Source organism: Oscillospiraceae bacterium (assembly GCA_035353335.1).
Lineage (GTDB): Bacteria > Bacillota > Clostridia > Oscillospirales > JAKOTC01 > DAOPZJ01.
In genome coordinates, this window is sequence record DAOPZJ010000068.1 from 1 (window position 1) to 12,100 (window position 12,100).

Genomic DNA, 12,100 nt, shown 5'->3' on the forward strand with positions numbered 1-12,100 from the left:
TCCCCGAGCAGCCACGCCTCGGAAAAGCTGTGCGTGACCGCGATCACGGTCTTGGGTTCTTCTTTCCAGAGTTTTAAAAAAAGCTTGATCAGCTCTTCTCTGGTCTTCATATCCTGCCCGTTAAACGGCTCGTCCATTAATAACAAATCGCAGGGAACGGCAAACGCACGCGCAATCGCCGCCCGCTGGCGCATTCCTCCCGAGAGCTGCGCGGGATAATAATTCATGAATTTTTCAAGGCCGACCGCAGTCAGATATTTTTCCGCACGTTCGCGCTTTTCGGCTTTTGTAAAAGTATCAGGCAGCGCGATCATAATGTTTTGGCGGATCCGTTTCCAAGGCAGCAGACGGGGTTCTTGAAAAATATAACTGATATTTATTTTTAATTTATCGCCGTCAAGACCCGCAATTGCATTTAATAAAGTTGTTTTTCCGCAGCCCGACGGCCCCATGATGCAATTGATCTTTTGGTCGTAAAACTCGACTGAAAAATCGTCGAACACCGTAAGGTCGCCGTATTTTTTTGTATATCCGTCTATCCGCAAAGCGCTGCCTCCCCTTTTAATATCGATTTCGAAGTTGCTTTTCGACCAAACCCAACAGCCGGTCGAGCAGATAGCCCATCAAAATCACTAACACCGTCCACGCAAGCAAGATATCAGTGGAGAGCGTGACCCGCGCCGTCTGCATCTGCGCGCCGACCGAGTGTACGGGCTGTACGACCAATTCCGTGACTACAACGGCTTTTAGCCCGATGCCCGCCGCGGTTTTGATAGCCGCAACCACATAAGACGCAATCGAGGGCAAATAAATGCCGAACAGGCGCTTTGAAAGCGAAAACCGATAGACCTTGCCCATCTCGGTCAAACGGCGGTCGATTCCGCGAACTCCGGCGGCGCTGTTTTCGCAGACCGACGGGAACGCCGCTAAAAACACCGCAAACGAAGGCACATACGGCGCTTTCAGCCACACGAGCGCAAGCAAAATCACCGCCACAATCGGGATGGATTTGATCACCGTGAACAGCGGTGCCATAAACGCACCGAACCGGGCATAGGCCGCCGAGAGTGAACCTAACAGCATGCCAAAAAGGATTGCCGGGGCAAGACCGAGCAGCCATCTACCGAGTGTTGCGGACAATATCGACGCGTTATTTCCGGCAAAAAGCCCCGCCAGCGCCGAGAGCACGGCGGCCGGACGGGGCAATATATACGAGTTATTCAATAAAGTTGCAATGATTTGCCAGACGGCAATGAAAGTCACGCCGCCGAAGATTTGCCAAAGCACAAGTCCCTTTTTATTTGAAAGTGGCAAAAAATGCTTCAGACGGCATCACACCTCCGATGTCAGTCGGCGAGAAGCCGAGGATGATATTAAAGTAATTGTTGATTTCGGTTCTGGCGTTGGTTGTATCCTTGAAGAATATGTTGCAACGCGGTGTGCCGCTGATGATCGCGGCGGCGGGCAGGGTCACGCCGTGTTTTTCAGCCAGATTCGCCAGTTCGTTCACATTGGTTGTGTACTGGGCAGACGTTTTTTGTGCGTTGATGAAATCAACCATTGCATCGTGATTTGCGTCCGCAAACGTACCTTTGACGACAATCGCGCTCACCGGGATATAGGGTTGGCCGCCGGTGGTGGAAGCCCAAACCTGCTGCATGTCCACAACGATTTTGACCGCGGGGTTCTTGGCGATAATGTTGGATACGAACGGTTCGGGCATTAAGGCGATCTTGGTTTGTCCGGAGATGACCGAAGCAGCCAAATCGGCATGGGCAGTCAGCGTATAGTCCAGCGTGACTTTTTTGGAGAGTCCGGCCTGCGCAAGAGCGTATCTTAAAATCACATCGGGGGTTGCGCCCTGCTGGGAGACCGCAATCGTCTTGCCCGACAGACCGGCCAGTGAGGTGATGGTCGTGTCAGTGCTGACGATATACATATTGCCCCAGGTGCAGATACCGACAAGGCGGTAATCCGTGCCCTTGTTAAACAGGTTCGCCGCCGTGGTCAGAGGCAGGCAGGCGATATCATAAGTGCCCTTTGCCAATTCCGCAACCATTGCATCCGGTGCCTGCAAGAGATCGTATTGAGCATCCATACCGTCGAGTTTGGTACCGTCGTCCCACATCTTTAAAAAAGACAGTGCGGTCGGGCCCTGAAGAGCGGCGATTTTAACCGTTGAAGCGGTTGCCGGAGTCGAAGATGCCGGTGCTGCAGAGCATCCCGCCGCCATTAAAAATACCAGCACTAAAACCATTGAGAGAACCTTTTTCATCATTCTTTGAACATTCCTTTCGCAGATAGGTAATTTCGCTAAAAATATATTCGGCTCATCCGTTTGGATCAGCCGCTTTTATTCTACACCCGTAAAACCCGGATGTCAATATCGTATACGAATTAAGTATATGTTAAATTCTCTTTGCCCAGAGTACACCGGGGATACCGGAAAGTTTAGAAACAAGCCCTCTAAGCTGCTGATTGCTGCCAACTCTGACAACGACTTCATACTCGTCGCCCTTATCGCTCTTTCCGGTCATCAGAATGCCCTCGGTGAACAGATTTTCGGAGGCGAGCAGCTGCGAGATGGTGTTGAATAAATTCGCACCCGGCGCGGTCATCAGCGATAATACGGCTTTATAAACCTCTCCGTCTTTTGCGGCCCAAGCGGAACTGAGCCAACGGCCCGGTTCCTTGTCGATGTTTTTGATCACATTATTGCAATTACACCGGTGTACCGCGACGCCCCCGCCCCTTGTGACGAATCCGATGATGTCGTCACCGGGAACCGGGTTGCAACATTTCGCAAACTTAATCAGGCAGTTATCAAATCCCTCGACAATGACGCCGCTGCTGCTATGGGTGATTTTTGGCGGCGGCGCAACCGGTTTGATCGCGTCAACGTCAGGAGCGTTATACCTGGCACAGTCCTCCCGCAGTTTCGGAAGCAGCTTTGAGATGAGTATACCGCCGTATCCGATCGAGGCAAAAAAATCTTCTTCGTGTAAAAAATGATTGCGCCTGGCTGTATCGGTCAATATGGCTTGGTATTGTTCGGGAGTCAGGCGCGGATTAATTCTTCGCACCTCACGCTCGAATTCATCCTGTCCTGCAACGATGTTCTCCTCACGCCGTTCCCGTTTGAACCACTGTCGGATTTTATTGCGCGCCTCGCTGGTCTTGGCCGATTTGAGCCAATCTCGGCTCGGGCCGTGTCCTTGCGCAGATGTTGTAATAATTTCTATGACGGTTCCGGAAGTCAGCTGAGAATCAATCGGCGTGATCTTGCCGTTGACTTTTGCACCGATCATGCGATTGCCGACCGCCGAGTGAATCGCATAAGCGAAATCTATGATGGTCGCACCCCAAGGAAGCACACGAACCTCACCTTTCGGCGTGAATACAAAAACGTCGTCGTCGGTCAGTTCGGCTTTGATGGAATTTCGCAGGTCCTCTTCACCGTCGGCCTCATCTTTGGCCTCGAGCATCTCGCGCAGCCATTTGACACGCTGTTCAAAACGGGCGTTTTTGGCGTCGTTATCCTCGATGCCGACTTTATATTTCCAGTGAGCGGCAATGCCGAATTCGGCCTCCTGATGCATCTCAAAGGTGCGAATTTGAACCTCGAACGGGATGCCGCGGTTGCTGATGACGGTCGTGTGAATTGAGCGGTAACCGTTGTTTTTCGGCAGGGAGATAAAGTCCCTGAACCGATCCGGGATCGGTTTAAAAGTGTCGTGAATGATACCGAGCGCCATATAGCACTCGTTGATCGCGCTGACGATGATGCGCACGGCAAAAGTGTCGTAGACGTCACGGTTTTCAATATAGATCTTGCGATAAATGCCGCACATGCTCTTAACGCGGCCGTCGACCCGATATTCAAATCCGCAGTCACGGAAACTCTCGGTTATCTGCTTTTTGATGGAATCGAGAAAATCCGACTGTTCATGGGTATCCATGGAGATTTTTGCCTCGATCTCGGCGCAGCCGATCGGGTCAAGGCAGCGGATTGCATGATCTTCCAATTCATTTTTAAGCGCATGCATACCGAGACGGTGGGCAATCGGCGCATAAATCTCCATGGTTTCGAGCGCGGTGTCGCGTTGTTTTTCTTCGGGGCGGTATCTCAGCGTGCGCATATTGTGCAAACGGTCAGCCAACTTGATCAGCATCACGCGGATATCATGACTCATCGCAAGCAGCATCTTTCGGATATTTTCCGATTGAAGCTCATCTTTTGAGGTATATTTGATATTCCCCAATTTTGAGACGCCGTCGACCAGGTCGGCAACGGCCTTCCCGAATTTATCGGTGATCGTCTTGCGGCTGATACCACAGTCCTCCATCACATCATGTAAAAGCGCGGCGCAGATGGTATCGCAGTCCATGCCGAAATCCTCGAGCAGAATGCGAGCCACCGCCACCGGATGCGTGATATACGGCTCACCCGAAGAGCGTTTTTGCCCCTCGTGGCTTTCGGCGGCGAGTTCGAAGGCCTGTATGACCTTTTTCGTTTCGGCAGGCGTGAACAAGGCCTCGAGTTCCGCTTTTATCGGGGCGAAATAAGTCGTGTAATCAACTGTCTTTGTCTCGTCGCTCACGCATATCTCCTTTTACAGATGATCGGAAGGTTCTTGCAAATCGTTTGCAAGCCGGAAGAGTTTAGAACATGTAAGGTCTTTTTTTTGTGTTGTTTCAATTAAAGAGATAATGCCGTTGTCCATGCTGATCAATCCCACTTCGCGCAGCACTTCCAGACACATGGAGATCTTGTAATAATCCATCAGTCCGCCGAGGATATGGGCAAGGCATGCACCGGTGGTGATGGCGCGTCTGCTGCTCTTGATGGTTCGAAATATCGCCGCAGTGTCTTCTCTTGTGATAGGTGAGGCGGGTTTTTCACCCTTTCGGATGCAGCGATCAAACTCAAATTTACTGTTGAAATAATTATCCTGGTCAAAGTTTGTATACCGGATATCTTTTGCAACCACTGACAATTCCACATTTCCGTTAAACTCCCGGCAGCTTAGTGTCACAACGGCATCTACTTTGTCACCTTCGGAAAAACAAACCTCATTTTGGGAAGTACCGAATAATAATAATATAGCCGAAGCGCCGTCTTTTTCGATCTCCAGCATGCAGTGATTCCCGTTTCGCATGCCCCGAATGCTTTTAATCGTCACGCCCGAAAGACAGAATAACGGCGTCGGGTTCTCCCTGCCGAACGGCTCCAGTTCGTCAATTTGGTAAAACACGTCCATGATGAGTTGCTGAAGTTTTAAATAACCGTCAATCTGAAAGGAATTCGGCGAAATCCGCCCGAGCGGCTCTGCATAATCGTTGATCGTTTTTGATAGATCCGGCAGTTTCTCCGCTGAAATTGTCAACCCAACCGCTTGTGAATGCCCGCCGTATTTTATGAAAAGTTCCTTGCAGCTGTTCACCGCTTCGTAGATTGAGAGGCTCTCGACGCTTCGTCCCGATCCGGTTGCAATCCCGTCTTTTATTCCGAAAACCAAAAACGGTTTTCCGTATTTCTCGACAAGTTTCGCAGCCACAATGCCGACGACGCCGTTTTCCCAACCCTCTCCCCAGACCACGCCGATTGGAGCATGGCGAACTTCATCCACAGAGGCATATTTCTCATTGGCTTCGTTGAATATCCGCTGTTCGGCCTGTTGACGCTTTGCGTTATAATCTTCGAGCTTTTGGGCGTATTGCTCAGCCTCTTCTTTGGTCTTCGCCATCAGCAGTCGGGCAGAATCGGCGGCATCGCCCATTCTTCCGGCCGAATTAATACGAGGAGCAAGCATGTAGGCCACCGATTGAACGCTGAAGCGCATACTCATTCCGGATTTGTCCATCAGCGCTTTTAAGCCGAGGTTTTCGGTTTCTTTTAATATATCGATACCGTTTTTTACAAATACGCGGTTTTCACCGGTCAGCGGCACAATGTCGGCAATGGTAGCAACCGTAAGTAAGTCCCCGTAGCGGTCGAACATCGACTCAATGTCCTCTTCGAGCGCGCAGATTAGTTTAAACACCACGCCTGCGCCGCATAAACCCTTGAATCTGCTGGGGCAATCCGGCCTGTGCGGATCGATGACGATGCAATCAGGCAATTTCACTGGTACGGTATGATGGTCGGTGACAACCACATCGATGCCCAGTTCCCTTGCACGCTTGATCTCCTCAAAAGCAGTCACACCATTGTCCACGGTGATAATTAAGTTGATATGGTCTTTTGCAAGATCGTTTATGATTGCTTTATGCATCCCGTAACCGCCTTCTTCACGTGAAGGCAGGCACCAGGTAACGTTTGCACCTTGTTTACTGAGATAGTCGTAGATCATCACGGTCGAGGTCACGCCATCGGCGTCATAGTCGCCGAAGATGCAGATTTTTTCGTTCTTTTCAAGTGCGGTACGAATGCGATCGACAGCCCGATCCATATCGGCCAGCGAAAACGGCTCCTCAATGCCGGTGTCGATATCACAAGAGAAAAACTCCTCGATTTCCTCGGGTGCGGTGATGCCTCTATTATAAAGAAGCGCCGCCTGCAGCCGGGTTATAGAATTGTCCTGCGCCATCTCGGTGACCGCTTCGCGGTCAGTGACGCAAAATGCCCACTTCCTGTCAACCACAAGCTCTCTCCCCGATAAAAGTCGAAATTTGCAATCAGTATACCTCAATGCCGCATTTATTGTCAATCCACCTTGAGCTTTGCGGCCAAATCTTCACTCGGATCGGCAAAAGCGGTCTGAAAATCGAAATAATTCACAAAACCCGGCGGAGAACCGATCGGTTTTTTGACACGCTTTACTACGGTATAATCGACCGGAACACGCACGCTTTTGCCGTTTTTAGAATACAGCGCCGCCAAAATCGCTGCTTCGGTGAGAGTCTGTTTATCGGGCTGCTTCCCTGTTGTAACGATGATGACATGGCTGCCGGGAATGCCGCGTGCGTGCATCCAGACATCGTTGCTCTGGGCCTTTTTAAAAGTGAGTTGATCATTTTGACAGTTGTTTCTGCCGACCAGAATTTCAAAACCACCGCTGCTTATAAATTTACGGGGCTGCGATTCGCCTTTTTGTTTGTTCTTTGCAACATTGCGGTGCTTTAGATAGCCCTGCGCCGCGAGCTCTTCACGAATTTGGGCGATATCTGCCGAATCATCGGTGCTTTCGAGCGAATATAGTACGGAATCCAGATAACTCAGTTCTTCACGATCTTTTTCGATCAGACCGACGAGTTGCTTGGCAGCGTTGTCGGCTTTTCGGTAGAGTTTATAATACCGTTGGGCGTTCCGGTTCGGAGTGAGATCGTTTTGCAAAGCGATCACAACGGTTTTTTGGTCAGGATCGGTGTAATCGACCGCACTGACCGTGGTGTCCCCTTTTTGTATCGAATAGAGATTGGCCATGATGAGATCGCCGTAAATGCGGTATTTGTCGGCGTTTTTGGTATCCTCGAGCTCCTGGGTTCGGGTGAGAAGTTTCCGGCGTGTTCTGTCGGCGGCGTTTTCGACGAGCTTATACAAGTCGCGGCTGCTCTGGCGCTGGCGGTCGCGATGCTCTTTGGTGTAATAAAACGCATCCAGCAACTGAGAAAGAGTATCGTACGGTTTTTGATTTTCCTTATCATAACGGATGAGCGGCATGAAGGAATAATCTACCGCCGCACCGGTTTGGTCAAACACCCCGGTCGGGCAAATATCATGATTTTTAATTCTGGTTTGGCAGCGTTCGATGGCCGCAATCAGCCTTTGTCGCTGTTGTTCGTCCAATTCGCCGCAGACTACATTTTGATCGCCGACTGCCTGATAGCAAAGCTCGGCACAGTTGAAAGGTGAGAGTCCCTGAACGGTGCCCAAAAACGCTTTTTCCAACAAGATGCCGGGGTTATCTTTGATCAGCGTATCGACAAATTCAGACGGGTTCAAGGTGTTAATAGACATTCTGTTTTGTTTTGGGGGCAGTTCATATTTTAAGCCCGGGAAGATCTGGCGCACAGTGCTGACATTTTCGTCGATACGCTTGACCGCATCGATAATAATTCCGTCGGAATCGAAAAAGATTAGGTTGGAGTGGCGGCCCATAAGCTCTGCCGCGGCGGTGATAGTATGAAGCTCGCCGAGTTCACTGCGGCCCGTGAAGTCCAAAAACAAAATGCGCTCCATGTCGTCCTGACGGACGGCGGTCAGTTTGGAACCGATTAAAAGCTTTCGCAGCAGCATGCATAACATCGGCGGCTGAGGGGGATTTTCATAATTCTGCTCGGTGAAATGCACACGTGCAGCGTCGGATTTACAGGTCAGTAGCAGCCGTTTTTGCCCTTCTCTGGTACGCATGGTAAACACAAGCTGATCGCGGTAGGGTTGGTAGACCTTGTCCACAAACCCGCCGACCGCGCTCTCCAACTCGCGTAAAAGTAAATGCAATAATGCGCCATCTACTGCCATGTTGTCTCCTTGAATTATATGCTTTGTAACGGGTTGCTCTCTTTGGCGAGAATAACCTCGATATCGTTGAATTTCTGTGCAAGCTTTTCTTGCAACATACCTGCGATGTGAATCTCCGTTCCGAAATGGGTGGCGTCGATCAATGATAAACCTGCCGCCCTTGCCACAATCACTTCCTCGTATTTCAACTGCGAGGTGATAAGGCAATCATAGCCCGCTTCAATGACCTGTTCGATTAAAAAGCTGCCGCTGCCTCCGCAGACAACAATCGACATTACGGGTTTTCCGCCGTCGCAGAAGACGACCGGTGAATTTAATATCTGCCCAACTTTGGCGGCGAATTCGCGCGTCGTTTGCGGAGCGAGTAGTTCGCCGCCCCAACCCTCGCAGAGCCGGTCGCCGCAGGAGCTTTGTTTTTCGGCAAAGGGGCCTTTCGGAATCAACCCGAGACGATTACAAAGCACTTTGTTTGCGCCTTCGATGTTCTCGTCAAGCGGGATGTGCACCGAGATTACGGCGATGCCAAAAGCCGCCGCAAGATAAACCGGGTTACCCGAATCAAGCTTTTTGAGCGGGTCAAAAATAATCGGATGGTGGCTGACGATTAGCTGTGCGCCAAAAGTCCTTGCCTGCCCGATCACATCGGCAGTCGCATCGAGGCAGCACATGATCTTTGTGACAGGGGTATTGATATCGCCGACTAAAAATCCGGAATTGTCGTACTCCGGCATATTCTTAAACTTCCAGACACTGTCTAGAAATTCGTATACATCTTTTATGGCGCTCATCTTTTTTTACCTCTTTTTCGCAGATTCAAAAAGAAAAAATCTATTTTCCAAACTACACCTTCGTCTCTTCGGTTATCAGTTCGCAGATATGTAAATAGGCCCGATACACGGGCTCGTTGTGTTCTATTTTTGCACCCTCGGCACGGCTTTTGGCCAGTTTGTAAACCGCTTTCAGATATGATTTTTCGGCCTCGCCGATGGGATTGAGTTTCCCTGAGATGACTTCGGGCCGATCTGCCCAGTCGGGGTTAAAAGCGATATAATCGTTCCAATCCGTCGGAGCTTTACCGCACTCTCCGGTTTGGACGGATAATACCGAATAAGCGTGTTTGGCGTCAATGACTGCGCGCTCTTTAAAAATTACACAGTTATGATCAAGCAGAAATGCCCGCAGGTGTATCGCATCAGTCTGGGGTTGTAAAATCAAGTGCTTTTTTTCATGTGTGAACCAATCGGCTTTGGCGAGAATCTCGAGGATATTCAACCCGCCCATTCCGCAGATAAAGGCGGTGTTGAATTCGTCCGCAGTGACGTTTCGAAAACCGTCAGAAAGACGGAGTTCAGTTTTTGCTTCAAGATGATATGCTTTGACCGTTGCCGCCGCCCGTTCGAGCGGACCTTCGACAACGTCACATAAAAGCGCAGACCGCGCGCTTTCGTTCATGAGTAAGAACGCCGATAAAAGCGCATGGTCCGTTCCGATGTCCGCAATCCGCTCGCACTCTCCCGCTAATGCTGCCGCGAGCGCAAGCCGTGGACTGAGTTTGAGCATTGATTTTTATTTCTGATCGAGATGGTCGTTGATCTTAGTGACCATCTCTTCTACATCGACGCCATGAACCTGACAGGCCTGCTCGAGCGTCTCGCCTCTGGCCGACGGACAACCCAGACAATGCATGCCCATTTCAAGGAAGAATGCCGCAGTCGTGCGGTCTAAATCGAGAATATCGCCGATCAGAGAATCCTTTGTAATTTTCATGATTAAAACCTCCGTATGAACTTTAAATCATTATACCAATAATCACCCTTTCTGTCAACGCAGACGGCGCATCCGTCTGCAAATTGCGTAACCGGGCAGACTGAGCAAGAGCCAAGCCGCCGCAAATGCCGGACAGATTTGCCCTGCCAGATTTCCTTTCTTTTTACTGTAGTCCCAAATCATATGCTTTTTATTGAAAATCAAGCCAATTGCAAGTTCGATTGCGGTCAATCCGAGCGCTCCCGCGATATATCGCACCCCTCTGCTGCGCAGCTTTTTTTCGACGGCGTTTAATAACAACATTGCCGAACCGCCCGCCAGTGCCATAGTAGGGTGAGTTCTTTTACGCCATAATAATTCAATCGCAGGATAAGCAAGTGCGCCGAAGGCGAATAGTTTTTTCTTTTCGTCAGGCATGATTCGCTCCCCTTTCCGGATTATTTTCACCCGTAACGGGAACGGATATACAGCGCGCAAGGCTTAGATAACGTGCGAATTTGCTTGACAGAACATTGAAAATAAGGTAACATTGTGCAAAAGGAGTGGTTTAAATGAAATGCCCGTTTTGCGGCACGCCGGATTCAAGAGTAATCGATACCCGCCCTCAGGACGACGGTGAGAAAATTCGCCGCCGCCGTCTCTGCGAAAAATGCGGCATGCGTTTCACCACACTTGAGACGACCGAGCGAGCAACCGTTTGGGTGGTAAAGAAAAGCGGCGCCCGTGAGGTGTTTGACCCACAGAAAGTTCTCTCCAGCATGGTACGTGCTTGTAAGAAACAAACCATCCCGCTTGAGACACTCGAAAATGTCGTGCGCGGGCTTGAAACCTTGATTTATTCCTCACCGAAGCATGAGATCACGACGGTTGAAATCGGCGAATATATTCTTAAAAAACTGCGCGATCTTGACGAAGTCGCCTATATCCGTTTTGCCTCTGTTTATCGTGATTTTTCTGACATCGAGTCCTTTTCCCGCGAGATTAAAAAGCTCAAGAAACAGAATAATAAAGAGTAGTCGGTCGAATTCCTTTTTCGGCCCTTGTTTAATTGAAAGGAAGTCATATGAACCCTAATGTTCCTCCGAAGGTCGATGGGACGCTGCGTAAATTCGCTCTTCGCGTTCCGGAGATTATTTCAAAATGCAGCGGCATTTCCATATTTGGGAAATTGATCCGATCTATCGTCTTTTCCACCGACGTAGCGATTATTAAAAATGTGAACGCCGACGCCGTGATCGCCGTCTACCCTTTTACTCCGCAGCCTGTCATTACAGAGGCCATTTTAAAAGTCGCGGACATCCCGGTTTTTGTGGGTGTCGGCGGCGGGCTGACCGCCGGAAAGCGTGTGATCAATCTGGCATCCTTTGCCGAGATGCAGGGAGCAATCGGCGTTGTGGTCAACTCCCCAACCGCCGACGAAACCATCTCACAGGTTGCGGCACACATTGATATCCCTGTCGTGGTTACCGTCGCCAACGATTCAATTGACATTGAAAAGCGTATTGCAATGGGAGCTACGATTTTTAACGTCTCCGCGGCTGCCGACACACCGCGCATTGTCGAACAGATTCGGCATTCATATCCTGACTTTCCGGTTATCGCAACGGGCGGTCCGACCGATGAATCGATTCGGACAACTATCGAAGCCGGCGCAAATGCCATCACCTGGACGCCGCCTTCGAACGGGGAAATTTTCAAGAGTATTATGGATGCCTATCGCCGAAATCAACCGCATCCGTAATATATATTTCGGAGGGTGTAAATTGATTTATTATCACGGTACCATGGAAGATCTCAACGAATTAAACGCCGTATCCAAAGACCATGCCGATGCTCAGAACTCCGTTGTATATCTCACACCAAACCGCG

Annotated in this window: 12 protein-coding genes; 2 read left to right on the plus strand and 10 right to left on the minus strand. The window is 50.0% G+C overall.

From position 1 onward, the window contains the following. From PKH29_11410 to PKH29_11455, 10 genes are all read right to left on the minus strand, one after another. Positions 1–545: ABC transporter ATP-binding protein (locus PKH29_11410; GenBank protein HNX15443.1), on the minus strand; the 545-nt coding region annotated here is incomplete at its 3' end. Positions 546–561: 16 nt separating this feature from the next. Continuing rightward, a complete protein-coding gene (locus PKH29_11415) occupies positions 562–1,287 on the minus strand; it encodes an ABC transporter permease subunit (GenBank protein HNX15444.1) in 726 nt (241 codons plus the stop codon). 10 nt (positions 1,288–1,297) lie between these two features. Beyond that, entirely contained in the window at positions 1,298–2,278 is a 981-nt protein-coding gene (locus PKH29_11420) for an ABC transporter substrate-binding protein (GenBank protein HNX15445.1), read from the minus strand. Positions 2,279–2,408: 130 nt separating this feature from the next. Further along, positions 2,409–4,601, minus strand: coding sequence for a bifunctional (p)ppGpp synthetase/guanosine-3',5'-bis(diphosphate) 3'-pyrophosphohydrolase (locus PKH29_11425; GenBank protein ID HNX15446.1), 2,193 nt, complete (start codon positions 4,599–4,601; stop codon positions 2,409–2,411). Between the two features lie 12 nt (positions 4,602–4,613). Then, positions 4,614–6,644 carry a single-stranded-DNA-specific exonuclease RecJ gene (recJ, locus tag PKH29_11430; GenBank protein ID HNX15447.1) on the minus strand — a complete coding sequence of 677 codons (2,031 nt, stop codon included), beginning with the start codon at positions 6,642–6,644 and terminating at the stop codon, positions 4,614–4,616. Positions 6,645–6,706: 62 nt separating this feature from the next. Continuing rightward, on the minus strand, positions 6,707–8,464 hold the full coding sequence (locus PKH29_11435; GenBank protein HNX15448.1) for an NFACT RNA binding domain-containing protein: 1,758 nt from the start codon (positions 8,462–8,464) through the stop codon (positions 6,707–6,709). A 14-nt stretch (positions 8,465–8,478) separates the two neighbouring features. Continuing rightward, complete coding sequence (locus PKH29_11440; protein ID HNX15449.1) at positions 8,479–9,252, minus strand: Nif3-like dinuclear metal center hexameric protein; 774 nt, start codon at positions 9,250–9,252, stop codon at positions 8,479–8,481. A 52-nt stretch (positions 9,253–9,304) separates the two neighbouring features. Beyond that, positions 9,305–10,024, minus strand: a complete 720-nt coding sequence (locus PKH29_11445; GenBank protein HNX15450.1) for a class I SAM-dependent methyltransferase — start codon at positions 10,022–10,024, stop codon at positions 9,305–9,307. Positions 10,025–10,030: 6 nt separating this feature from the next. Further along, complete coding sequence (locus PKH29_11450) at positions 10,031–10,231, minus strand: DUF1858 domain-containing protein (protein ID HNX15451.1); 201 nt, start codon at positions 10,229–10,231, stop codon at positions 10,031–10,033. 54 nt (positions 10,232–10,285) lie between these two features. Beyond that, entirely contained in the window at positions 10,286–10,648 is a 363-nt protein-coding gene (locus tag PKH29_11455) for a hypothetical protein (protein ID HNX15452.1), read from the minus strand. A gap of 134 nt (positions 10,649–10,782) precedes the next feature. Between PKH29_11455 and nrdR the strand changes: the two genes are divergently transcribed. Both nrdR and PKH29_11465 read left to right on the plus strand, forming a co-directional pair. Beyond that, complete coding sequence (gene nrdR, locus PKH29_11460; GenBank protein HNX15453.1) at positions 10,783–11,247, plus strand: transcriptional regulator NrdR; 465 nt, start codon at positions 10,783–10,785, stop codon at positions 11,245–11,247. 47 nt (positions 11,248–11,294) lie between these two features. Next, on the plus strand, positions 11,295–11,972 hold the full coding sequence (locus PKH29_11465; GenBank protein HNX15454.1) for a hydrolase: 678 nt from the start codon (positions 11,295–11,297) through the stop codon (positions 11,970–11,972). Positions 11,973–12,100: the final 128 nt, after the last annotated feature.